At 65.3% G+C, this 24189-nt stretch carries 20 protein-coding genes and 2 tRNA genes; 5 read left to right on the top strand and 17 right to left on the bottom strand.

The window, feature by feature from the left end; all coding sequences use genetic code 11:
• Window positions 1–105 precede the first annotated feature (105 nt).
• Window positions 106–190: transfer RNA gene (locus ACFSGJ_RS15075), tRNA-Leu, on the top strand.
• A gap of 327 nt (window positions 191–517) precedes the next feature.
• Complete coding sequence (locus ACFSGJ_RS15070; RefSeq protein WP_390263537.1) at window positions 518–1612, top strand: glycosyltransferase; 1095 nt, start codon at window positions 518–520, stop codon at window positions 1610–1612.
• 62 nt (window positions 1613–1674) lie between these two features.
• Here the strand turns inward: ACFSGJ_RS15070 and ACFSGJ_RS15065 are convergent, their stop codons facing one another.
• The 5 genes from ACFSGJ_RS15065 to mdlC form a co-directional block, all read right to left on the bottom strand.
• On the bottom strand, window positions 1675–3135 hold the full coding sequence (locus ACFSGJ_RS15065; protein WP_390263534.1) for an aldehyde dehydrogenase: 1461 nt from the start codon (window positions 3133–3135) through the stop codon (window positions 1675–1677).
• A gap of 24 nt (window positions 3136–3159) precedes the next feature.
• Window positions 3160–4458: a TRAP transporter large permease gene (locus tag ACFSGJ_RS15060; protein WP_390263531.1), complete on the bottom strand. Its 1299-nt coding sequence runs from the start codon at window positions 4456–4458 to the stop codon at window positions 3160–3162.
• On the bottom strand, window positions 4458–4925 hold the full coding sequence (locus tag ACFSGJ_RS15055) for a TRAP transporter small permease (protein ID WP_390263528.1): 468 nt from the start codon (window positions 4923–4925) through the stop codon (window positions 4458–4460). Before ACFSGJ_RS15055 ends, ACFSGJ_RS15060 begins: the two co-directional genes overlap by 1 nt.
• Window positions 4926–4950: 25 nt before the next feature.
• Window positions 4951–5979: a TRAP transporter substrate-binding protein gene (locus ACFSGJ_RS15050; RefSeq protein ID WP_390263525.1), complete on the bottom strand. Its 1029-nt coding sequence runs from the start codon at window positions 5977–5979 to the stop codon at window positions 4951–4953.
• 72 nt (window positions 5980–6051) lie between these two features.
• Window positions 6052–7632 carry a benzoylformate decarboxylase gene (gene mdlC, locus ACFSGJ_RS15045; RefSeq protein WP_390263522.1) on the bottom strand — a complete coding sequence of 527 codons (1581 nt, stop codon included), beginning with the start codon at window positions 7630–7632 and terminating at the stop codon, window positions 6052–6054.
• 111 nt (window positions 7633–7743) lie between these two features.
• On the opposite strand from mdlC, the gene ACFSGJ_RS15040 reads away from it, so the two are divergent.
• Window positions 7744–8652, top strand: coding sequence for a LysR family transcriptional regulator (locus tag ACFSGJ_RS15040; protein ID WP_390263520.1), 909 nt, complete (start codon window positions 7744–7746; stop codon window positions 8650–8652).
• A gap of 19 nt (window positions 8653–8671) precedes the next feature.
• On the opposite strand, the gene ACFSGJ_RS15035 is transcribed toward ACFSGJ_RS15040, so the two are convergent.
• From ACFSGJ_RS15035 to neuC, 8 genes are all read right to left on the bottom strand, one after another.
• Window positions 8672–10798 (bottom strand): hybrid sensor histidine kinase/response regulator, encoded by a 2127-nt coding sequence (locus ACFSGJ_RS15035; protein ID WP_390263517.1) that lies wholly within the window; start codon window positions 10796–10798, stop codon window positions 8672–8674.
• Between the two features lie 90 nt (window positions 10799–10888).
• Window positions 10889–12196, bottom strand: coding sequence for a phosphopantothenoylcysteine decarboxylase domain-containing protein (locus ACFSGJ_RS15030; RefSeq protein ID WP_390263515.1), 1308 nt, complete (start codon window positions 12194–12196; stop codon window positions 10889–10891).
• Between the two features lie 16 nt (window positions 12197–12212).
• The gene (locus ACFSGJ_RS15025) at window positions 12213–13322 is read right to left on the bottom strand and encodes a transglutaminase domain-containing protein (RefSeq protein WP_390263512.1); all 1110 of its coding nucleotides are present in this window, start codon (window positions 13320–13322) and stop codon (window positions 12213–12215) included.
• A 314-nt stretch (window positions 13323–13636) separates the two neighbouring features.
• Window positions 13637–14515 (bottom strand): SDR family oxidoreductase, encoded by an 879-nt coding sequence (locus tag ACFSGJ_RS15020; protein WP_390263509.1) that lies wholly within the window; start codon window positions 14513–14515, stop codon window positions 13637–13639.
• Window positions 14512–15180 carry an acylneuraminate cytidylyltransferase family protein gene (locus ACFSGJ_RS15015; protein ID WP_390263507.1) on the bottom strand — a complete coding sequence of 223 codons (669 nt, stop codon included), beginning with the start codon at window positions 15178–15180 and terminating at the stop codon, window positions 14512–14514. Before ACFSGJ_RS15015 ends, ACFSGJ_RS15020 begins: the two co-directional genes overlap by 4 nt.
• On the bottom strand, window positions 15177–16493 hold the full coding sequence (locus ACFSGJ_RS15010; protein ID WP_390263504.1) for a 3-deoxy-D-manno-octulosonic acid transferase: 1317 nt from the start codon (window positions 16491–16493) through the stop codon (window positions 15177–15179). Before ACFSGJ_RS15010 ends, ACFSGJ_RS15015 begins: the two co-directional genes overlap by 4 nt.
• 13 nt (window positions 16494–16506) lie before the next feature.
• A complete protein-coding gene (locus ACFSGJ_RS15005; RefSeq protein ID WP_390263501.1) occupies window positions 16507–17790 on the bottom strand; it encodes a 3-deoxy-D-manno-octulosonic acid transferase in 1284 nt (427 codons plus the stop codon).
• A complete protein-coding gene (gene neuC, locus ACFSGJ_RS15000) occupies window positions 17783–18904 on the bottom strand; it encodes a UDP-N-acetylglucosamine 2-epimerase (protein WP_390263498.1) in 1122 nt (373 codons plus the stop codon). Before neuC ends, ACFSGJ_RS15005 begins: the two co-directional genes overlap by 8 nt.
• 119 nt (window positions 18905–19023) lie before the next feature.
• Here neuC and ACFSGJ_RS14995 point away from each other — a divergent pair, with 119 nt between their 5' ends.
• Window positions 19024–19809, top strand: a complete 786-nt coding sequence (locus ACFSGJ_RS14995; protein ID WP_390263496.1) for a glycosyl transferase — start codon at window positions 19024–19026, stop codon at window positions 19807–19809.
• Here the strand turns inward: ACFSGJ_RS14995 and ACFSGJ_RS14990 are convergent.
• Genes ACFSGJ_RS14990 through ACFSGJ_RS14975 form a run of 4 tightly spaced genes read right to left on the bottom strand, consistent with a single transcriptional unit; the run spans window position 19806 to window position 23520 of the window.
• On the bottom strand, window positions 19806–20576 hold the full coding sequence (locus ACFSGJ_RS14990) for a glycosyltransferase family 25 protein (RefSeq protein ID WP_390263493.1): 771 nt from the start codon (window positions 20574–20576) through the stop codon (window positions 19806–19808). The two genes, ACFSGJ_RS14995 and ACFSGJ_RS14990, sit on opposite strands and share 4 nt — an antisense overlap.
• Window positions 20573–21601: an N-acetylneuraminate synthase family protein gene (locus ACFSGJ_RS14985; RefSeq protein ID WP_390263490.1), complete on the bottom strand. Its 1029-nt coding sequence runs from the start codon at window positions 21599–21601 to the stop codon at window positions 20573–20575. The genes ACFSGJ_RS14990 and ACFSGJ_RS14985 overlap by 4 nt, the downstream gene beginning before the upstream one ends.
• A 13-nt stretch (window positions 21602–21614) precedes the next feature.
• Window positions 21615–22496, bottom strand: a complete 882-nt coding sequence (locus ACFSGJ_RS14980) for a hypothetical protein (protein WP_390263488.1) — start codon at window positions 22494–22496, stop codon at window positions 21615–21617.
• Entirely contained in the window at window positions 22486–23520 is a 1035-nt protein-coding gene (locus ACFSGJ_RS14975) for a LacI family DNA-binding transcriptional regulator (protein WP_390263485.1), read from the bottom strand. Before ACFSGJ_RS14975 ends, ACFSGJ_RS14980 begins: the two co-directional genes overlap by 11 nt.
• Before the next feature lie 149 nt (window positions 23521–23669).
• Between ACFSGJ_RS14975 and ACFSGJ_RS14970 the strand changes: the two genes are divergently transcribed.
• Window positions 23670–23746 (top strand) — tRNA-Arg (locus ACFSGJ_RS14970).
• The last annotated feature ends 443 nt before the right edge of the window (window positions 23747–24189 follow it).

Raw genomic sequence — 24189 nt, 5'->3', positions numbered from 1 at the left:
GCCTTCCCGGCATTGCCGAACAAGCGGCAACTGGGTCGCATCTTTTTCAATGACACCCCGTTGACAGTGCAGATTACCCCCGATAAACCGCCCCTCACGACACCTGCCCAGGTGGCGGAATTGGTAGACGCGCAGGTTTCAGGTACCTGTGCCGCAAGGCGTGGAGGTTCGAGTCCTCTCCTGGGCACCATATAGTCGATTAAAAAAATCCTGATAAACACCGGTCAAGCAAGGCGCAACACAGGACCAAGTGCTTGGCACTCGGCCGGAGGGGGCAGATGTCACCCTTTTGGCCAAGCGTGTTGCGGCGCGTTGCGCCAGTTCACGAACTTGAGCCACTGCATCGATTCTGCAGCCGGTGATCCGCAGACCTGTCGCCGCGAAGGCTCCGGATGGAGACCGGTTGCGTAACAAAAGGTCGTCAAGCCGCGATGCCCGGTCCGCCAACCCTTGATCCCGATCCGCTTGTCCAGTTTTGTCCGCCGCGGTATGTCGAATGCCCAATCCGGATGAAGCGATGCCCCGATCCTACGCCGAAACGCCATCACTCGCCTGCGCTCTTGTGTCGGACGAGACGCTTGCCGGTCCCGCGGGCGCGGTGGCCGCGCGGATCGCGCAGCGCTGGGGAATGGATGTCCACGTCTTTCTGGAACGACGCGATATCTCGGCCTCCGTTCCGCAGACGCGGATCCCGGGTGTAACCTACCATTTCGAGACACTTCTGGGAGAGGCGCGGGACTATTTGCCGGACGACCCAAGGTTCACCATGGCAACCTGGGGCCGTTTGTTCGTGCCTCGGGCCTTGTCGCATTATGACCGGGTTCTCTACTGCGATATCGACATCCTGCTCGGGCCAAAGCCGGATTGGCTGGAAACGCTTGCGCTTTCGCACGGATTGGGAATGGTCCGGGACTATTACATCGGCATGCATTATTCGCGTATGTGCCCCGACGAACTGCGCCAGTCCCGCGGCGTTGATCCCGCAGCATATTTCAACAGCGGGATCCTGCTAATCGACACCGCCCGATGGGATCTCGATGGAATCCTGCTCGCGCTGCGCGACTACCTTGCACGGTTCCGCCCGCGGCTGTTGGATCAGGATTTTCTCAACCACCATTTCGCGGGCCGGATCACGGAACTGTCGCCGAACCTGAATTTTCAACAAAGCCTCATGGGGCTGGGCATTGATCACGCGGTCACGCCGGCGATCAGGCACTATTGCCACGACGTGAAACCGTATCACCGGCTGCCGAGGCGTGGTGCCGCGCTTGCGGTCGAGCGGGCTGCGGTCGAGTTCAGGGCTATGCTTGCCGAGGCCGGATTGCCGCAGCAAGCGCTTGAGCCTCATTCAACGCCACGAGCGGTGCACCGGTTTCGTGCCTCGCTGGACCGTCTTTTTTACGCGCTGGGGGTCCGGGGGCGCCGTGCAACCCGGTTGGAGGTCCAGTGGCGCGACCGCCGGAGAGAGGTCCTGTCGATTCTCCGGCGCTCTGTCTCGGAAGGGAGATTTGCCGATCCGAATATTCTCGATCTGGACGCGCCCTTACCGCGTTTGCAGTTTCGCGGCCACGAGATCGTGCCCGTCGCGATGCCTGAACGATCCCGGCGCTGAGGCAGGCGGGGCGGAGGTTGCATGGATGGACCGGGCGGGCAAGTCCTGCCCGGTCCGTTTCGTCAGGCGAAATGGATCGTCTTGGTTTCGAGGTAGTTCTCGATCCCTTCCAGCCCGCCTTCGCGGCCATAGCCCGATTGCTTGACCCCCCCGAACGGCATCAGCGGGTCGATGATGTTGCCGTTGATCGTCAGCCCGCCGGAATGGACGCGCCGCGCCATGGCATAGGCGCGCTCGCTGTCGGTAGAAAAGATCGCGCCGTTGAGGCCATAATCGGTCGCGTTGGCCTTGGCGATGGCGTCCTCGTCATCCTTGTAGGTGATGATCGAGACGACCGGGCCAAAGATCTCTTCGCGCGCGATTCGCATCTCGGGCGTGACGCCGGTAAAGACGGTGGGCTCGATGAAAAAGCCGGTCTCCAGCCCCGCGGGACGCCCGCCGCCGATAGCGATCGTGGCGCCCTCGGCCAGGCCCGCCTCGATATAGCCCTGCACCCGTTCAAGCTGGCGCCCCATGGCAAGCGGCCCCATCTGCGTGGCCGGGTCGGACGGGTCGCCCACCTTGATCCCCTTGACCGCACCGACGAAGAGATCGGTGAATTCCTGCGCGCGAGCTTCCGGCACGAGGATGCGGGTCAGCGAAAAGCAGACCTGCCCGGTGATCGGCATCGTGTACATCATCAGTGTCGGCAGCGCCGCCGCAAAATCCGCATCGTCGAGCAGGATCGCCGCCGACTTGCCGCCCAGTTCAAGCGACACCCGGGCCAGACGTTCCGCGCAGACGGCGGCGATATGCTTGCCCGCCGCAGTCGAGCCGGTAAAGGCCACCTTGTCCACGTCCTTGTGGCGCACGAGATAATCGCCCACCTCGCGCCCCGCGGGGACAAGGTTGAACACGCCCTTGGGCAGCCCCGCCGCCTCGATGCATTCGGCAAGGATATAGGCCTCCAGCGGGGTCTCGGGCGAGGGTTTGGAAACGAAGGTGCAGCCCGCCGCCAGCCCCGCCGCGATCTTGTAGGTCAAGAGGACCATCGGCGCGTTCCAGGGCGTGATCGCCGCACAAACGCCCACAGGCTCTTTTGCGACGACGGTGCGGCCGCCGTTGCTGCGCGTCCGCTCATCCTCGAAACTGAACGAGTTGGAATCGATCAGATCCGCATAATAGCGAAAGAGCGTCACGTTCTGCGGGGCCAGAATCCGCGTGAGGGTGATGGGCGCGCCCATCTGCCGGGTCCAGCTTTCGGCGATCTCGCCCAGCCGGGCCTCGATCTGGTCGGCGACCTTTCGCAGATAACCCGCGCGTTCCTTGGGGGTCATCCGGGGCCAGGGGCCGTGGTCGAATGCCGCGCGCGCGGCGGCGACGGCGTCGTCCACATCGGCAACCGAGGCTTCAGGGTAATCCATCAGCTTTTCGCCCGTCACCGGCGAAATAACGTCAAGCCGCGCCCCGCCCTTGGGCGCGACCCAGGCGCCGTTGATGAAGAACTGGGTGGGGGCGCGAAGATCAAGGGGTTGTCCGTCCATTGTCGGTCTCCTCTACAGACAAAATCACATCGTCCCCGGCAGCCAGAGCGCGAGCGCCGGGAACAGGCACAGGATGACGATCCGCAGGATGTCCGCCCCCACGAAGGGCAGGACGCCGCGATAGATGTCGGTCAGTTTCACGTCGCGGGCGATGGAGTTGATGACGAAGACGTTCATCCCGATCGGCGGCGAGATCAGCCCGATGGAAATCGTCGTCACCAGAACGATGCCGAACCAGACCGGGTCAAAGCCCAGCGACTGCATGGCTGGAAAGACGATGGGAACCGTCAGCAGGATCACGGCGAGTTCGTCCATCACCGCCCCAAGCGCCAGATAGACCAGCAGCACAAGGCCAAGCACCCCCCAAGCGGGCAGCGGCACCTGCGTAAGGAATGCGGTCAGGTTCTGCGTCACCTGCGTCACGGTCAGGAAATAGCCGAAGAGCGTCGCGCCAACGGCGATGGTAAAGATCGCGGCGGTGATCTGGAGCGCGTCGATCAGGCAGCGCAGGATCACCCGTGGCGGAAGCTTGCCCCGCGCCACCCCGATCAGCAGCGCGCCGACAGCGCCAAGACCCGCCGCCTCGGTCACGGTGACAAAGCCGCCATACATACCGATGATGACCAGCGCGAAAAGCAGCATCGTGGCCCAGAGCCGCCGCAGGGCTGCGAACCTCTCGGACCAGCCGGCACGGGTGCCGCGGGGCATCGCGGCAGGATTGCGCCAGGCCACGATCTGCACCACGATCGCGTAAAGCGTCAGGCCCAACAGCCCCGGGACCACACCCGCCACGAACAGCTTGGCGACGTTCTGTTCGGTGATGATCCCGTAAAGAAGCAGAAAGACCGACGGCGGGATCATCGCGCCCAACGTCCCGCCTGCGGCGATCACGCCGGCGGCAAAGCCCGGGGCATAGCCCGCGCGGCGCATTTCCGGCAGAGCGACCGTCGTCATGGTCGCGGCACAGGCGACGGACGATCCGTTGATCGCGGCAAAGCCGCCGCTTGCGGCCACCGTCGCCGTGGCAAGCCCGCCCCGCACATGCCCGAGCCAGGTGTTGGAGGCGTCGAAAAGCTCCCGGCTCAGCCCGCCGGCGCCCGCAAAGACGCCCATCAGCACGAACATTGGCACGACGCTGAGCGCATAGTCGGACATCATCCTGTAGGGGGCGTTGACCAGAAGGTTGAGCCCTGCCGGCCAGCTTACCATCGCGGCAAAGCCCGTCACGCCCACGATGCCCATCGCGACCCCGATCGGCACGCGCAGGATCATCAGCAGGAACAGGGCGCCGAAGCCCAGAAAGGAAAGCGTCGTCGGGTCCATCATCGGGTCCTGAATTCGATTACGTCGCGCAGAAGGCGCATGAGACCGAGGATTGCGGCCGCGCCGATCCCGAGGGCCGTCGCCGCGATCACGGGCCAGAGCGGCAACAGAAGGTCGTTCGAGACCTCGCCGCTGCGCAGGCTTTGTCCGGTCTTGCGCCACAGCATCCACATCAGCGTGGCCATGGCCCCGAAGGTGACCGCCGAGGCAAAGACGTTGATCGCCGATTTCGCCCAGACGGGCGCCAGCAGATAGACCGCATCGACGCTGATATGGCGCCGCGTCCAGGTGGTGCAGGCGATGCCCCAGGCGATGGCGATGCCCTGCAGCGCCGTCGCGCCGATATAGGCGTCAGGGATGCGCATCCCGAGGGCATAGCGCAGCCCCGCCTCGGTCACCGTCAAAAGCGCGATGAGCACCAGAAAGACGCCCGCCACCGCCTCGATCACGCGGATGAGCCGGGCCATGAGGCCCGTCTCTTGCGCCGCGGTGTCAGAGCCCGGCGTCATGTTCGGCAATCGCGGCCTGAATACCGGCCTCGGCGGCCTCGGCGTCGATGCCCGCCGCCGTCGCCAGTTCCCGCCAGCGCGCGATCATCGGTTCCGCCGCGGCAAGCCATTCCTCGCGCTGGGCATCGTTGGGGGCGGTAAAGACATGCGCCGCGTCCTCTTCCAGAACCGCGCGCTCGACGGTGTCCTCCTCGGCCCAGACCTCGACGATGCGGCCCGCCCATTCGGTCGAACAATGATCGTTCATCACCGCCTGCTGCGCCTCGCTGAGCCGCGACCAGGCGACAGGCGAGATCACGAAGACGAAGTTCGCCGTGTACATCGGCATGTCGAGGTGATGCGTGGCGACATCCGCTATCCCCCAAGTCGCGAGCGAGCTGTAGGGGCTTGCGGTGCCATCGGCGGTTCCCCGGCTCAGGAGGTCGCGCATCTCGGCCGCCGAGGCCTGGATCGTTGTCGCGCCGAGGCCCGAGAGATACTGTCCCAGCGTCCCGTTCGCGGGCCGCACCGACAGGCCGGACAGATCGGCCGGGGTCGTGACGGGACGGGTGGTGTGGATCGTGCCCGGCGAATGCATGAAGGCCATGCAGAACTGCACGTCGCTCATCTCGGTTTCGGCGTAATCGCGATACCACTGGTCAAGGGCGCGCGACCCCGCCGCCGCCTCGTTGAAGCGGAATGGCAGCTCGCCATAGGAAATGATCGGAAAGCGACCGGCGTTATAGCCCGGGTTGACGAACGAGATATCGGCGATGCCGTCGCGTGCAAGATCGTAATGGTCCGCCGCCGCGCCCAGCTGTTGCGACGGATAGACGGTAATGGTGATCGAACCGCCGGATGCCTCGTTGATCGAGGCGATCCATTCCGCGGCACCCTCCATCAACGGGTGGGTCGCGCCGACCCAGACCCCAAGACGCAAGTCGACCGGGTTGTCCTGTGCAAGGGCCGCGCCCATCGGCAGCGTGCCGAGCATTGCGGCACTCGTCGCCGCCAGAAAAGCCTTCCGCATCATCTCTTCCTCCTCCTCAAGAGTTTCCGATACGCTTCTGTTTTGCAGTTCCTCGCCTCGCCCCCTCCCAAGGGCTCAGCCTGCGTCGATCATCACCTCCACCAGTCGGGGACCCCGGGCGGCAAAAGCCTCGCGCAGTGCCGGTTCGAGCTCAGCCGGGTCCGAGACGCGGCGGGCGGGGCAGCCCTGCGCCTCGGCAATCGCCGCAAGCGACAGGTGGCCGATATCGCAGCCCACGACCGGCTTGTTGCCGGCGAAGCCCCGAAGCGCGGCATACCCCCCGTTGTTCAGGATCACGAAAAGCACATCCGCGTCATGTTCGACCGCGCTCCAGATCCCCTGGATGGAATACATGGACGACCCGTCCCCCAGAACGGCAAGCACGGTTTGACCGGGGTTGGACAGGGCCACACCGACCGCCGCCGGCAGCGCATAGCCGAGACCCCCGCTTGCCGTGGCAAAAAAGCCGCCGGGCCGGTCGATGGGCAGATGGTCATGGACGTCATCGCGGCTTGAAGGGGCTTCCTCGACCACGATGCCGTCCCGTGGGCGCAGGTCCTGCAAGGTGCGCAGCGCCATCGCGCCACTGATACCACGGGCGGGCGCGGGGGCGGCAAAGGTTCGCAAGGGCGCCCTGCGCGGGGGACGCGGCTGGTCGAAATGGTCACGCAGCGCGGCGAGCGACAATGCGAGGTTCCCGACCAGCGAAAGGCCGCATACCGCGCCCGCTGCCTGTTGCGGATCGCTCACGATCTGGATCAGCGAGGCACCGGCGGGCGGGATCGTTCCGGGGCGTTCGTAGTGATAGGTGAAGACCGGCGCCCCGAGCGCAAGGATCAGGTCATGCCCCCCAAGGTGCCGTTCGATGTCGGCCTCATTCGCGGGCAGGAAACCTGCAAAAAGCGGATGGCTTTCCGGAAAGGAGCAGCGCGAGGCGAGCGGCGCCACCCAGACCGGCGCCTGATACTGCTCGGCGAGCGCCACGGCGCCGTCCCAGCCGTCATCGGCGTCAACGCCCGCGCCCATCACCATCACGGGACTGTCGGCGCCGTTGAGCCGCGCCGCGACCTCGGCCAGCCGCGCGGGATCGGGCTGCGCGCGCCCCGCCACCTCGCGCAGCACAGGCGTGTCGCAGGATTTCCCCCAGTCGTCGAGCGGGATGGATACGAAAACCGGCCCCGCGGGCGGCAGGGTCGCGATGTGGATGGCCCGGGCGATCGCCGCCGGCACATCCTCGGCCCGGGCGGGTTCGATGGCCCATTTGACGTAGGGCTGCGGCAGCACGGTCGGCGCCTCGGCAAAGAGAAACGGGTCCGATTTCAGCAAGGGCCGGCTTTGCTGGCCGGCCGTAATCACCACCGGCGCGCGGTTGCGAAAGGCCGAATAGATCGCGCCCATCGCATGGCCCACGCCGGCCGCCGAATGAAGATTGACAAAGGCCGGACCCCGGCGCGCCAGGGCGTGCCCGTCCGCCATGGCGACCACCACGGATTCCTGCAGCCCGGTGACATAGCGGAACCCCTCTGGCAGGTCGCTGAACATCGGCAGCTCGGTCGAGCCGGGATTGCCGAAGATGGTCGTCATGCCGTGATGGCGCAGCAGATCGAAAACCGCATCCCGCACGGTCGTGCCGCGGGCGATACCCGACTGGATCATAGCTCCTCCCGTCCCGGGCGGTGCCGGGATCTTTGTCTTGCCACAGGATCGTGGTCAGAAAGGCACTGTTGTGGAATTGTCATTCTCTGCGCAAAGCCATACCGTTTTGTCATGACTTGGGATCAGCGCAGCCTTGCCGTCTTTCTTGCGACCGCCCGGGCGGGCAGCTTTGGCCGCGCGGCGCGGGACGTGAACCTGACGCAGCCCGCCGTGACCCGTATCATCCGGCGGCTGGAGGCGCATCTTGGCGCGCCCCTCTTTGACCGCACGACGACGGGTGTGGCACTGAACGTCTATGGCAAGGCGCTGCTCCCATACGCCAGTGTCGTGGACGCCGAGATGTCGAACGCCGAACAGCTTGTGAATGCGATGCGCGGGGCAAGCCGGGGGGTGGTTCGCGTGGGCGGGGTGGGCAGCGTCACATCCGGCCATCTGGCGACGGCGCTGCGGCGCCTGCTTGCTTTGCAACCGGGGCTTCAGGCGCTGGTGGTGGAAGAGATCGAGGACAAGCTGCTGACCGCCCTGAAACGCGGCGAGATCGATCTGGCCGTGTCACCCGAACCTTATCTGGACGAGGAGATCGCATTGGCCTGCCCCGAAGGCCTGCACGATGAGGTCGAGGTCTATGCCACCCCCGACCACCCCCTGGCCAACGCGCGTGACATATCGCTGGCCGAGGTCGCGCGGCACCCCTGGGCGCTGCCACCACCGGACACGCCCGTCACGCGGGAATTGCGCCGCCGGTTCTTCGCGCGCGGGATCGAGACGATCGAAATCCGCGTCGTATCCCGGTCGGTCAACATGCTGAAAAGCATGACGGCGCAGGGCGGGCTCATGTGCTGGATGCCGCGCGGGCTTGTGGCGCTGGAGGTCGAGGCCGGGCAACTTGCCGCGCTGCCGATCCCCGAACTGCGTCACCGCCGGACCTTTCACGTCTATCGCCGCCGCATGGGGCAACTGCCTCCCGCTGCCGTCCAGTTGCTGCGCGCCTTGCAGAAACTGGCGCAGGATGCGCCCTGACTCGCCAACTGCACGCGCGTCAGCGCCTGGACATCTTGTGCTGTGCCAGAATTCGCTCCAGCGCCTCATGCAGCGTCTTTTGCGAAATCGGTTTCGCGATATGTCCGTCAAAACCTGCCGCGCGGTAGGCCTCGATCTGATGATCCATCGCGTTCGCTGTTACGGCGATCGCGGGTGGCGGCGGTGAACCGGGCGGATTTCCGCGTTTGCGCAGTTCCCGAAGAACGCTGATGCCATCCAGATCGGGCATGGAGATATCCAAAAGAACCGCGTCAAACTTTTCCCGCTCATAGGCCTCAAGGGCCGGAATACCGCCCGGGACCATCACGACCTCAACGCCAAGGTTCCGCAGCATCGCCTGCAGGATCATCCGGTTCGTGCCGTTGTCATCCGCGGCAAGCACCCTCAGGCCCATTCCGCCGCTGGCGGGTTCTGCGGGCCGGATCGGCGCGGTTGGCCGCGTCTCGTCCATGGGCAGCGGCAGCGCGATGCGCACCTGTGTGCCTTCGCCGGGGCGGCTGTTGATGCGGATCGTGCCGCCCATCATCGTGACCAGGCGCCGGACGATCGCCATGCCAAGACCGGTCCCGCCATAGCGCCGGGAGATAGAGGTATCGGCCTGCGCGAAGTCCTCGAAGATGCGGCTCAGCTGTTCCTCGGTCATGCCGATGCCGGTGTCGCGCACGTCGATCACCAGGGGCTTGCCGGGCACGCAGCTCAGCGCCATCGTGACCTCGCCCGCCTCGGTGAACTTGAGCGCATTGCCGACGACATTGTGCATGATCTGCAGGATGCGGTTCGGATCGCCGAGACGCGGGATATCCGCGCCCGAAGAGGTCAGGATGGAAAGTGAAATATGTTTCTCGGAGGCCCGAACGGTATGGGTCGCCTCGATCCGCCGCGCGAGTTCTGCGGGGAAGAACATGACCTGTTCGATCTCCAGCCGGTCGGCCTCGATCTTGGACATGTCGAGCAGATCATTGATGATGCTGAGAAGCAGCTCGCCGGAGTCCCGGATGACCGAGATCATCCGCCGCTGTTCCGCATCGGTGAGCGCAGCATCAAGGAGTTCGGCCACGCCCAGCACGCCGTTCAGCGGCGTGCGCATCTCATGGCTCATGTTTGCTAGGAACCGCGTCTTGGCACGGCTTGCCTGTTGTGCGTCCTGCAGCGCGGCCTTGAGATCCTGGCTCGCCAGAACTTCCTCGGTCACATCCGTCACCGAACACACGACGCGGCACCGGTCGGCCTGACCTGCAAAAAGGGGGGCCGCGTTGAACGACAGAAAGCGGCGTGTCCCGTCCTGTTGCTGCAGGGCCAGACGCATGTCCGTGATGGGTTCGTTCGTCCGCAGGACAGTTGCAACCGGCAGATCGTCCGGTAGGAGGGGCTGCCCGTCCAGCCTCGTTACGGTAACACCCTCAAAGTTGAGCCGCGCACCCTTGCCCGCCCCCAGCGCCCGTTCGGCTGCCGCATTCGCAAAGACGATTTCCCGATCCGCATCCACAGCCAGAATGCCTGAAACGCTGGTCCGAAGGATGCTGTCAAGAAAGGCACGTTCCTCGTCCAGGGCGGCCTGAGCCCGGCGATAGGCGGTGTCGGTCGCGCGCCGCCAGAGGACCGACATGATGACGTCCGCGACGGACTTGAGCAGGTATATCTCGCCTGGCAGAAACGCCTTCTTGCTGCGCACCGCGTCAAAGCCGACAAAGCCCGTAAGCTTGCCCCCGTCCGACATCGGCACGGTCAGAAGGGATTTTATGCCCTGCGCCAGAAGAATTTCCCGTTCAGACCGTTGCGGCGGCAAAGCCTCCACATCCGCGATGTGGACAGGCCGGTCCTGCCGCAACTCATCCACCCAGGCGTCGATCAGGCTGATATCTAGCCCCTGCAGCATGCCGATCATCGGCTCGATACCGTCCGCGCACCATTCGTGGCTGTTGTCGAGCAGGTTCTCGTCGCGGACGACAAAGACATAGGTGCGGTCGGATCCGCAGAACTGACCGAGGCGCGCCAAGGCTTCATGCACCGCCGCGTCAGTTTCCTCGATCGCACATTTGAGGAGGTTGTTGAGGATTTCAACGACAAGCGGCTGGATCCGCGTCAAGCGGTCCAGGTCGTCCTCAAGCTCCTGCAGTTCTGTCATTCTGGATCGTCATGTTGGTGGGGATGCCAAAAACGGCGCGTCGGGGCCTGGCGCAGCGCCGCATTGAGATGTCGCACGGGGTTGCAAACCCTACTCCCTCACTCCGCCAAGACTCAACACATTCGTACCGCGGTCGGGGCTGTCCTGCGCGGTCTCCCGGGCGGTAAGGCCCTCGAGATGATCGGCAAGGGCGGCGGCGATGGCCCGCTTGCCGTCCACGGCGACGACGCCGCCTTCGCGCACGAAGAGCGCCCGCTGTTCCGTCCCGCGCGTGTCCTCGCCCCGGGTCGCCACGATCAGGCCCGCGCGATCCAGACGGCCCCTCGCGACGCGGATCAGTTCCTCTTCGGTGACCTTTTCAAGGTATTTGAACCCCACGCAATGCATGTCGGGGTCTGCGGCGCAGGCAAGATCGATAACCTTTTCGGTGGGCACGAGGTTCAGCGCAAGCTGCGCCTGACCGCTGGCGATCTTGCCATCGACCGCCGAGGCCGGGCGGTAATCGGCGACGCCTGCCGAAAAAACCCCGGCGAAAAGTCCGGTTTCCACCCGTTCCAGCACCAGACGGCGATAATCGTCATAGGTGCGCGCGATGGTGGTCGGGACCCACGCAGCCGGACGCCATGCGCCATCGCCCAGCAACAGTTCCGCATCCGCGCCGCGCCAGGCCAGTTCCGCCGCGATTTCCGCCCCCAGTCGCCCGCGAAAGCGGTTCACGATCCGGCGCACGCCATCGATCGGCACCGGCGTCGGCCCCGCCGTCACGAGGATACGGCGCCCGCGCAAGGGTGACGTGCTGAGCGCGCGGCCCACGCAGACGCAGAGAAACTCCGTGTCCGGCATGTTGTGCTTGCCATAGGCGTCGCGCGGGGCCGCAAAGACGACGCCCTGCGCTGCCAGCCGGCGGGCATTGTCGACCAGCTGCGCGTTGTGCATCGTGCCGTGCATCGTGGGCGCGACGATCACCTTGCAGCGACCCTGCTCCATCCGCCCCAGCGCGGAAACCAGTGCCGAGGTCACGACTGTGTCGCCGATCCCGTGGGCCATCTTGGCGATCGTGTTATGGGTCGCCGGCGCCACCAGATAGGCGTCGAAGGGCGCGCTGTCCGACAGATGTTCGGCCTTCCAGGTCAGCGCGGTGACGACCGGGTTGCAGGTCGCCCATTCCAGCGCCTCGGCCGCCACATAGCGCAGCGCCTCGTCCGAGCAGAAGGCGACCACCTCTGCACCGTTCCGCCGCAGCCCGCGTGCAAGTTCGGGTGTCTTCATCGCGGCGATGCCGCCCGTCACCAGCAGCGCGACGCGCCGCCCCTTCAGCCGGTCCGAGGCTGTGGGCACGTCATGGTCGCCCATCGGGCTGGGGGTCGGGGTCGAAAAGTCCCAGTCAAAGGTGGTCATATGGTCTTCCTGCGTGTCACGCGGTCAGTTCCGCAACGCGCGGCGCCTCTGGGTCCATCGCCAGTTGCGGCATCCGCAACAGGCCCTGTGCCTGATCGAGACGGGTGTTGAGGGATTCGAAGTGATGCGCCTCAAAGCGGCTGCTCTTGCTCATTTCATGCGCAAGATCGGGGCGGACGTCGATTGCATAGGGGTCCTCTCCGTTCACGAAGGCGCCGGGGTTGAAGGGCTCGTTCTCGCCAAAGCGGTAGGGCTGGAGCTGATAGAGAACCGGATTGGCCTGCGCAAAGATGTCCATGCAGTCTCCGTTATAGGTGGCGTCGCTTGCGTGCCAGCGTCCGCCCAACTTGACCGCCGCAAAGTAATGGCGGACCTTGGGGCGCATCACATATCGCCACATATCGGGGATGAGAAGGCCCAGAACGCTCATCTCCAGCCCGACCTCGACATAGGCGGCCTCCAGTCCGCAAGCCCGCGACAGCGCGACCTGCACGTTGGATTTTGTCGTGCACATTCCTGTGCCGCGCGCCAGCGTCTGCGACGCGGGTTCCTGCCACGCGCCGAACCGATAGGGCATTTCGCGGACATAGGCCCAGATCGCCGCCGCCGTGTCGGAATCGTTATCGCGCTTGAGCATGGCTGCGGTGCGCTGGATCAGCGGGTGATGCACGTCGCAAAAGGCATGGGCATCCGCCACGGCCCGCGGTGGCGCCGGCCGGTCGCGGGGCAAAAGCTCCAGTATCTCCATCACCTGCATCAAAAGCTCCGCCGCACGGGAATTTCCACGCCGCCAGAGGGGCGAGTCCATGCGCAGGGTCCAGACGGTACAGTCCTCGCTGGCCACGATATCGTCGGCAACCGCCCGCCCGTGCAGGATTGCCGCACTGCCGATATGGTTGCCCGGCCCGTACCAGGTAAGAGAGTCGTTCAGCCGCCCCAGCAGCACGACATTCAGCACATGCTCGACGCTGCCTTTCGCGACAAGCACGTCACCGGCTGCAATGCGGCGCAATTCGCCCATGCGCCAGATCGCGTCGGTCATCGACCCCAGGCGGATACCCAGCGGGGTTTCCTTGAACCAGTCGGCAAAGTTGATTTTCGGCGAGGTGATCGAGAGGTAGGACATCCGTTTGCCTTTCAGAGCGGACCCAAGGGAGGTTCGAGGCAAACGATGTGGCGGAAGGCACGCATCTCTACCTCACGTTGTGAGCGGGACGGTAAAGCAGGCCTTAAAAATTCAGAAGAATAAAATCGCGAATTTTTCCTTTGTTTCCTGATTTTTGCGTCGTTTCGGCTGTCAGAAAAACGTCAAACGGCCTTTCCGCGCATTTTGAAAGCAAAGGTAAATGCCCGTTATGATTGGGCGAGATGCCAAACGCACCCCATACTTTTTGGTTCCATGGAATATACGGAATGCCGTGGTCATGAGCGGAAAGTCGCCTATGATCTGTCGCTGCTGTCGTCCCCTGATTCGGAAAGCAACGCCTGCAGCCCCTCGCGATAGGTGGGATAGCGCAGGTGAACACCCAGATCCTCTTTCATCCGCCTGTTGCTGACCCGCTTCGATTCCGCATAGAAGCTGCGCGCCATTGGCGTCATCTCGGCCGTCTCAAAGGGTTCTTCGGGCGGTGGAGGCAGCCCCAGAAGCTGTGCCGCATGGGCGATGACCTCTTGAGGCGGGGCGGGGTCGTCATCGCAGACGTTGTAGATCGCGCCGGGATCGGGCCGGTCCATAGAGGCTTCGAGCGTGGTCGCGATATCCTCGACATGGATGCGGGAAAAGACCTGCCCGGGCCGGATGATGCGGCGCGCGGTCCCGTTGCGCACCTTTTCGAACGGCCCCCGCCCGGGCCCGTAGATCCCGGCCAGGCGGAAGATATGGAGCGGCAGCCCGGCCTCGTCACAAAGCGCCTGCCACGCGGCTTCGGCCCGTACGCGCTGTTCGCCGCGCCGGGTCGCGGGGGCCAGTTCGCTCGTCTCGTCCACCCAGCCGCCGGCGCGGTCGCCATAGACGCCGGTGGTCGACAGGTAGCCCACCCATTGCAGATGCCGGGCCGCCCGCAGTTCTCCGGCATGGGTCGCAAGAACCGGATCGCCCGCCGCATCCGGCGCGATGGAGATGAGGAGATGCGTCGCGCCAGCCAGCGCTTCCCCCAGGCTGTCGACCGGCCACAGAAGGGGGGTGACACCCCCGGCCGCCAGCGTCGTGGCCTTTTGCGGGCTGCGGGTCGTGCCCGTCACGCGCCACCCCCGCGACAGAAGCCGGCGCGAAAGGGTCGCCGCGCTGTAGCCGTGGCCGAGCGACAGGAGCGCGGTCATGTCCCGGCCCCCAGTGTCGCCTCGGCGCGCCGGAAATCTTCCTCGGTGTCGATGTCCTGGGCGCGGGCGGCCGGCATCTCGACCGCGCCGATCCGGTCCGTGGCAAGGCGGCCGTTCCGGCGGAACCAGTCGGCATCGAAGACATAGACGGCCCCGTTCGGGCGATAGACCGGCGGCAGGGCCTGCCGGTTCATGAAGCAGTAATCCGCCCCTGCGACAGGCTGAAAGGCGCCATCGCGCATCATCCCGTATTTCAGGATGGTGGAGGACGTTTCCGTCACCGTCATCACCAGATCGAACGCCCCGCCCGCATGAAGCGTGATCGCCGCTCGGATATCGTCAGGCGCCCGCAGCGGCGAGGTTGCCTGCAGCAGGACGACCGTCGCGGTCCCGTCAAAGGATCGCATCGCGTGGTCAAGCACAGGGTCCATCGGCGTGTCGTCCCGGGCGAGTTCGGCGGGCCGTGCCAGCGCCGTCACCCCCGGTCCGTGATCGGTTGCAAGAAGGTCGGGAATATCGGTCGTCAGGATGCAGCGCGCGCCGAGCGCCAGCCCCTGATCGAGCGCGTGGCGGTAAAGCGGCTTGCCGGCGAGCAGCCGCGTGTTCTTGCCCGGCAGTCCTTTGGACCCGCCGCGGACCGGCACGATTGCCACAAGACCGGTCATGGAACGACCCGTGGCGGCAGGGCGGCAAGCACCCGCTCGGTCGCGCCGGCATGTTCCGCGAAAAAGGCTTGGGTGCGGCCTGACATGTCCTGCAGCTTAGCCTCTTGCAACAGCAGGTCCAGAATTTCCGCCGCAAGATGCTCGATCGTCGGGCAGATCGTCAGAACGCCCGCCGCCTCGGCCTCGACCGCCGGATAGTCGATGGTCCAGACATGCGGGCCGACAAGCACGGGTTTGCGCAGGGCTAAAGGTTCAATGATGTTATGGGCGCCCTTTTCGACAAAGCCCCCGCCGACCACGGCAAGATCGGCAAGCGCGAGATAGAAATACATCTCGCCCAAGGAGTCCCCCAGCAGGATGTCGGCATCGGGCAGGCGCGTCCGGGGCGAGAGCCTGCCATCCAGCACGACCGAGCGGCGCATCACGCGCTGCCCGCCCGCCGCCAGCAGATCGCCGACAGTGCCGAACCGCTCGGGCGCGCGGGGAATGTGGACGAAGAGCGGCGGCACCAGCCCTTTTGCACGAAAGCCCTCCTGGATGATCCGGTAGGCCGCGAGATACTGCGGGTCTTCGCCCTCGACCACGCTCGCGATGGCGACCACGGGCCGCCCGCCCAGCAAGGGGCGCAGCCGGGCGGCAGCGGCCAGAAGATGCGGCGGGATCGGCTGGTCGAACCGAAGTTCGCCGCAGACGGAGACGTTCGGCGCGCCAAGTTCGCGAAACCGCGCAGCGTGGCGGTCGGATTTCGCCAGAACCCCGGCGACCCCGCTGACGGGATGGGCCGCGCCAAGTCGGCGGTCGCGGGCAAAGCTGTGCGCGGTATACTGGCTGTTCACCAGATAGAGCGGCACGCCTGCCACGCGCGTTTCCTCGATCAGGACGGGCCAGACCTCGATCTCCATCACCAGACAGAGGCGCGGACGCCAGCGGCGGAGAAAGCGGCGCATGGCCCAGCCGAACTCTAGCGGCAGATAGCGGACGACCAGCCGGCCTTGGGCGATCTCGGGTGCAAAGGCGGTTTCGGCGGCGCGGCGGCCGGCGGGGGTCAGGTGGCTCGTGATGACGGTGTCGCCCCTGTCCAGCAGGGCGCGGATCAGCGGCACGGCCGAACGCATCTCGCCCAGCGACACGGCGTGGACCCAGACGGCGCCGGCAAGCCCCGGCCCGGCACCGAACCGCTCGGGCAGGTGCCGGCGATAGGCGGGGTCCTTGCGCCCCCTCAGCCACAGATAGGCAAGCACCACCGGCAGCGCGGGATACCAGGCGGCGCGATAGACCAGCAGAAACAGGCGCTGCACAAACGGTCGGGTCATCTGTCCCCCTTTGTCATCCGCCGGGGTTTAGCGGCCCGGGCAGGAGCGACAAGAGCCTTTCGGCCTCTGCCTCGACCGCCTGCCGTCCGCGCGCCGCGACGATGGCGGCCCGCCCGCGCGTCTCTGCCAGCGCGGGGTCCCGCAGCGCTGTCGCGAGTGCCGCGCCATCCTCGACCATCCGCGCGGCATCCGCAGCATGGAAGGCCGCGTAATCCCCGGCGAAATTGGCGACGTTCGGGCCGTGAAGCACCGCGCAATCGAGCCGCGCCGGTTCATAGGGATTGTGCCCGCCGGTCGTGGCAAATGACCCGCCGACAAAGGCCGCATCGGCAAGCCGATACCAAAGCCCGAGCTGCCCGATTTCCGACAGCACCAGCACCGATGCCGCGCGTCCGATCCTGTTTCCCGGGGCGACGATCTCGGTATCGAGTCCGGCCGCCCGGGCCGCCCCGGCAACCTCTGCCGCGCGGGCGGGATCGCGGGGGGCAATGACAAGGATCGTCGCGGGGTCGTGGCGCAGCATGTCTTTCTGTGCCGCGATCACCCCGGCCTCGTCCCCGGGATGGGTGGAGGCCGCGATCCAGCAGCGGCGTCCCTGCAACAGCCCCTCCAACCTGACGCGGGCCTGCGGCTGATCGGCAAGCGGGGCCGCCCCGGCCTTGAGCGTGCCGGTCACATTCAGCCGGGCAGGGTCCACCCCCAGCGCGCGGAAATGGCGGGCGGTATCCTCATCCTGCGCGGAAACGAAGGCAAAGCGCGAATAAAGAACCGGATAGAGGCGCCGGGCCCGACCCTTGGCCCGGAACGAGGCCGCGTTCATCCGCGCATTGATGAGGGCAAGCGGGATGCCGCGTTCTCGCACCGCCTCGATCATCACGGGCCAGACATCGCGCTCTGCCCAGACGGAAAGATCGGGGCGCCAGTGATCCAGAAAGCGCGCGACAAAAGCCTCTGCATCCAGCGGCAGGAACTGATGAAACGCCCCCTGCGGCAGGTTCGGCGCCAGCGCTGCGGCCGAGGTCCGGGAGGATGAGGTGATGAGCACCGAAAGCCCCGGTCGCCTTGCGCGCAGCGCCTCGACCAGCGCGGGCAGGGCGAGCACCTCACCCACGCCGACGGCATGTATCCAGACCAGCGTGCCGGGGGGGCGGGGCAACGAGGCCTCGCCCATCTTTTCGCGCAGGCGGGCGGGGTCCTCCTTGCCGCGGGCCAGCCTGCGTTGCAGATGCCAGCGGGCCAGCGGCGCCACCCGCGCCGAGAGCGCAAGCCAGAGAGAGAGGAGCCCGCTCTCAGCCAATGTCGCGGAACTCTTTCTGAAGCGAGCGCTCCCAGAATGTCGGGTCCATGAGGACGTTCACGAAACGGTCGGCCGCGCGGCCTTCACCGAATGCGGTATGGGCCGGGTAACGCCGTCCCCATTCGCCTTCCAGAAACGCGCGGATCGCATCGATGTCGCTGGCCCTGCACGAGGTGATCGAGGGCGCCTGCGACCGGCCCGTCTGACGGGTGCCGATATCGAGGCTCGGGATGCCCAGAAACGGAGCCTCGCGCACGCCGGCGCTGGAATTCCCGACCATCACCGCCGCGTTCTTCATCAGTTCCGAAAAATAGGCGAAGCGCATCGACGGGATGCGGCGGAACCGGTCAGCAGGAAGCCTGTCGATCACAGCGAATATCTGGTCCGAGCCCGGATCGTTATTGGGCAGGATCAGGACGAAATTCCGGCCTGACGCCTCAAGTGCGCCGTAAAGCGACGCCGCCTGATCGCCCATGCTCGCTGTTTCCGAGGTCACGGGGTGAAAGACGCAGATGCCATAGTCGTCGAACGGAATGCCGTAGCGTGCGCGCACCTCGTCCAGCGTCACGCCCGACGGAGCGCCGTGCTTGTCGAGTTCCGGTGAGCCGATGGCATGGATCGCCTCGCTGGGTTCGCCAAGCGCCATTACGCGTTGGCGCGCCGCCTCCGAACTGACGAAATGAACCGCGGCGAGCTTGGTGTTGCAGTGGCGATAGATCTCGTCGATCGTGCCCGAGACCTCGCCGCCTTCGATATGGGCGCAGCGAACGTAATTCGTGGCGCAGACCAGCGCGCAGGCCAGCGCCTCGACCCGGTCGCCATGCACGACGACCAGATCGGGTCGCAGTTCCTGCAGGAAATCGGAGAAGCCGATGACCGTCTTGGCGAGGATCATGTCCTGCGGGTCGCCCGCGCGCTGGTTGAGGAATTCATGCACCTCGACCCCCGCCATCCGATGCACCTCGATCTTGGTGAGCCCGTATCGCGCGAGCATGTGCATCCCGGTGATGAAGATCGAGACCCGGAACCCCGCATCCCGCGCCGCTAGCGCCAGGGGTTCGAGCTTGCCGAAATCGGCACGGGTGCCGGTGACGAAGAGGATGTGTCTGGTCATGGGGCTTTCTTCCACGGCGGCGCATAGAAAGCCCGAGATGCGGGCCGGATGCAAGTCTGCGCGACCGATTGCCGGTCCGGTGCCAAGCGGATAGCCTGCCGCAAAAGCGGAGTTTCCCCTTGGTCACGACAAACGCCATCTGCATCAAATACGGGTCCGCCTATGGGCCGGACTATGTGAACAGGCTTTGGGCGGGCCTTGGCCGCAATACCGCCAGCCCCTTGCGGTTTTTCTGCATGACAGATGACCGGACAGGCCTGCGCCCCGAAATCGAAATCCTGCCACTGCCGCAAGAGCCGTTTCACGACCGCATGTTCGAGGCCCTTCGCAAGGCGCCCAAGTTCGGACGGCTGCAGAAGGTCAGCCTGTTCCGGCCCGACCTGATCCCCGATCTGGAGGGGTCGTTGCTGGTCTTTGACATCGACGTGGTGATCACCGGAAGCATCGACGCCTTGCGCGATTTCGCGCCCGGCAAGGTCTCGATGCGGCGGGAATGGAAGGCGAGCGCCGCGAACGGGGCGCTGGGGCACGGCTCGGTCGAGAAGTTTCATCCCGACCGGCACGGGTATCTTTACGAGGAGATGGCGCGCGATCCCGAGGGGGCCGTGGCCTTCGGGATGGGATCAGAGCAGACCTACACGTCCCGGCTCGCCGACCGCCACAACGATTTCGAACCCTTCCCCGACGAATGGATCGTGAGTTTCAAATACGATTGCAGGCCGGCAAAACCCCTGAACCTGTTCCTGCCGCCGCGCCTGCCGAGGGATGCGAGGGTCGTCTGCTTTCACGGCCGGCCCAAGATGGAAGAGGCCGTCGCGGGCTATCGCGCGGGTCTGCGCAGCACCCGACCCTGCGCATGGCTGCGCGACGCATGGATCGGGACGGAACTGGGGGCCAGACCCTAGCGCCGCGCACCCCAAAGATAGCCGTTGCGGGCAAGCCACCAGAACCGGCGGAAATAGTTGGCGGCCTTCAGCCGGTAATGCGGCAGCCTGCGATACCACTTGAACTTCTTGACGGCAGCGAAGCCGATCCCCGTGATCGAGCTGACATTGCCGTCATCCACATGGCTGGAAAACGGTTCCAGCCCGAACTGGCGGTAGTCGTGGCGGAAAAAGCGGTTCAGCTCATGGTCGAACGCGCGGGTCATCGGCAGCAGGCCCGGCAGCAGCCGTTCGGCGACCTCACGCTTCAGAAGGTAGGCCGCGTTGCCGGTAAAGGGGCCGACATAGGCGTTCAGGCTGTAGTGCCCGATCTGCTTCTGGCGGACCGGCATCTTGGCCCGGATGCAGTTGAACCGCACGAGGTCCCAGTCATCCGAATGGGCCAGCGCCAGATCGAGGCTTTCAAGAAAGTCGTCGTGAAAGACCACGTCATCCTCAAGGATCAGGGCGACCTTGCGGTCGGAGGCCACAAGTTCCCGCCAGACCGAGAGATGCGAAGCATAGCAGCCCATCTTGCCGGGCAGGATCGGGCTGCCCATGTTGCGTGCGTAGGCCCCGGCATCGGCCATCGCGGAAAGCTCGTCGGCGCGCGCGCGCCCGTCTACCGCCTCGAACAGGGTGTAATCCAGCCCAAGCCGCGCAAGCTGCGTCTGCATCCCCTCTCGGCGGGCGGTGTCGCGTGGCAGGTTGATCAGCCAGACACCCATGTCATCCCGTGTCAGCGTCATGCCAGATCCGACCATTTCAGTTGCGTGTTGCGGCTGACGGCGCGCGTCAGGCGGCGCCCCAGGACCTTGTCGAAGTCATAACCCGGGATCTCGCCCGAACCGGGGCGGCGGGCCCAGATGTCGGCCTCGGCGATCACATGACCCTCGGGCAGGTCGCGATCTGCGACCACGCTCGCGCGGGCAAAGCGATAGACGGCTTCCTCCGGCGCGGTGCGGCGCTTTTCGTTATGGAGCGCGGTGTGGATCTCGCGCGAGCGGTCGATGAGAAAGCGCAGTTCGGCCGGGTCCATGGAACAGGAAATATCAGGCCCCACCCGATACCGGCTGTCGGTGTAATGCCGTTCGAGGATCGCGGCCCCCAGCGCGACCGAGGCAAGCGCCATCTCCGGCCCAATCGAATGGTCGGAAAAGCCGACCACCGCCTTCGGAAAGGCCTCCCGCAGCTCGGTCACTCCGCGCAGCGAGACGATTTCCGGGGGCGAGGGGTACAGGTTCGTGCATTCCAGCAGCGCATAATCCACCCCGGCCTCGTCCAGAATGGCGACGCTCGCGCGCATCGTGTCGATCGTCTGCATTCCGGTCGACAGGATCACCGGCTTGCCCATGCGCGCGATGTGCCGGATCAGCGGCAGATTGTCGGCCTCGCCCGACCCGATCTTGAAGGCGGGCACACCGATCTCGTTTAGGAAATCGGCCGCGGCGCGCGAAAACGGGGTCGAGATGTAGATCATGCCTAGGCTCTCGGTATAGTCCTTGAGCCTGACCTCATCCTCGCGCGGGAGGGCGCAGCGCTGCATCACCTCCCAGATCGAGACATCGGCGTTCGGGGGGAAGATCTGCTTTGCTTCCTCCGTCATCTCATCCTCGACGATATGGGTCTGATGCTTGATGCATTCACACCCCGCATCGCGGGCGAGACGCACCATGTTCATCGCCACGTCCAGATCGCCGCCGTGGTTGATGCCGATCTCGGCGATCACGAGAGGCGGGTGGGCGAATGAAATCTCGCGATGGGCAATTTTCATCTGGGGACATTCCTCAGGTCAGATGGGTCCAGTAGCGGCGGATCGGGCCGATCAAGCCTGACATGACATGATCGTTCCAGACAAGGACCCGCCCCTTGCGGTCGCGCAGCCTGCCGCCAGGCGGCAGGGACAAAAGATCCTCGGGGTTGAACGCATCGCCTGAAAAGGTGATCGCGACAAGCCCCGCGCGCCTTTTCCGCACGAAGGGCAGGCGGCCCTTGATCCCGGCGAGGGCGGCCGGGCGCGATGTGAACTCGTTCACGAACTTCACGGCGAGGTTCTGCGGAATGGGATAGATCGCCGGACCCGCCGCCCAGGAAATGAACCGGTCATCGGCCCAGAGATGCCTCGGGCGTGGATGCGGCGTCCGTTCCGCCAGGTCAAGGAACCGGCCCGGCAGGTGATACCAGTCCTCGGGCCGGAAGACGAAGATCGAGCCGTTCCCGCGAAACCGGATCGCGTTCGGGACGATGCGGTTGATCCATTTCCCGATCCCCCAGAACCGCCCGTCCGTGGCGGGGATCAGGTGAAGCCCGCGGCGCCGGTCCAACAGGCGCGCAAGCCGCGCCGGGTCGCCCAGGATCATCGTGTCGAGATCGAAATAGATCGCCGGCACATCCGGCAGCAGGCGACCTTGTTCAAAAACGGCAAGCTTGGCCTGGGTGCCGCGCGACTTGTATTCGGGCCGGTCAAAGGCCGGTCCCAGCTCCTGCAACTCGGCCAGGGGGTGAAGGTCGGGGCGCGGCCGGTCGCTCAGGCAGACGAATCGCGCGGGGAGGGGGCTGGCGCGGCCGATCGCCTCGATCATCGCGTTGATATTCGTGACCGGGTATTTCGTCCCCCAGATCACGAAGACATATTGCAGCTGCGGCGTGCCGGGGCGTTCAGACGGCACGGATCGTGTCGCCCTTCTGAAGCTTGGGGGTCAGTTCCACACGCTCGCCGCCGATCAGGTCGCTCTGGCGTTTGCCGGCGATGATCTGGGCGGCGATCTCGCCGATTTCGCGGCGGCAGGCGTCCATCGTGGCAAGCCGCCGTGGCAGCCCGTCGAGCAATTCGACCCCGTTGAACCCCGCAAGCCCAAGACGTCCGGGGACGTCGATCCCCTTGTCCAGGCAGTAAAGAAGCCCCCCCGCGCCGATCATGTCATTCGAATAATAAAGGAAATCGAGATCCGGATTGCGGGTCAGCATCGCTTCGGTCATCTCGCGCCCTTTGAGGAGCGCGGAGCCGCCGGAATAGAACTCGGTATCCACGAGGCTGAGCCCCGCTTCGCCCAACGCCTCGCGGAAGCCCGCGAGCCTTTTGCGGGCGCGGTGATCGTCGGGCATCATCGTGCCCAGAAATCCGATCCGCCGATAGCCCGCGGCGATGATCGCCTCGGCCATCTGCCGGCCCGCGCGATGGTGCGAGATGCCGACATTCGAATCTATCGCAGGGCCGTCCACATCCATGATCTCGACAATCGGGATGCCGGCGTTTTCCAGCATCGCCCGGCTGGCATCCGAATGTTCCAGCCCGGCAAGGATCACGCCGGTCGGGCGCCAGGACAGCATTTCGTAAAGCACCGCCTCTTCACGTTCGGCGGAATAGTTCGTGACGCCGACCACGGGTTGAAGCCCGGTATCATCAAGCGCGTCTGATATGCCGGCCAGCACCTCGGGAAAGACCATGTTCCCGAGCGAGGGGATGATGACCGCTACCAGGTTCACCCGCTGGCTGGCGAGCGCACCGGCGATCTTGTTCGGGACATAGCCCAGACGTTTCGCGGCCTCGATCACGCGGTCGCGCGTCGCGGGCGATACGTCGCCCCGGTTGCGGAGAACGCGGCTCACGGTCATCTCGCTTACGCCAGAGGCTTCCGAGACGTCCCGAAGGGTCAGCGGGCGGCGGGGATCGGGGGTGGGCGGTCTGGACACAGAGGCAGGCAACCTTCTTACAGCACCTCTTGATAGCGCCAAAGGCGACGCTTGTCCAAGCGGCACTTTGCGGGGCATTCTTTGGCGACCCGCGTCATCCCCGGTTGAAATCGTCGCAAGGCACGCTTAACCAGACGGGGTCGTCAGGCGGCCCCGTAGCTCAGCAGGATAGAGCAGCAGATTCCTAATCTGGAGGTCGGAGGTTCGAATCCTCTCGGGGTCACCAATAAATCACGCCGTTCTCAGATTTACGGTTGGAAGGGGTCGGATCAGGTCCGTTGCAGGTTCGTTCCAACCTGGCGGATTTTGCTTACCTTCGACCGCCTCGTTCGGGGTTCGGGCATAGCGGTCAGCGGTCGTAAGCTGCTTGTGCCGGGTGATCCGCAGTGGGCGTTGACACTGGAGCGTCTGCGATGCGGGATGGAGCGGTTGTTCGCCTTGGTCCCGTGGTAACTGCTATGAAAGCCCGTCTCTTTCGGCAACGAACCACTAGGGTCAGGACCCATTGATTGGCTTGATGTCGCCGCCCCTGCGTGATTCAAGTGTTGTGTGACACCAATACCTGCAGAGATGCGGGATTATGTGGGAATAGCCGGGGAGAGGTGAAAACTCCCAACAAAACAAGGGTATCAGAGGGCTATCGAGGCCGCGCCGATAGATGCTGCGAAT

Origin of the sequence: Halodurantibacterium flavum (genome assembly GCF_042681825.1) — a bacterium.
Lineage (GTDB): Bacteria > Pseudomonadota > Alphaproteobacteria > Rhodobacterales > Rhodobacteraceae > Halodurantibacterium > Halodurantibacterium flavum.
Note: the sequence above shows the minus strand (reverse complement) of the source record. Positions and strands in the feature narration are given on the sequence as shown.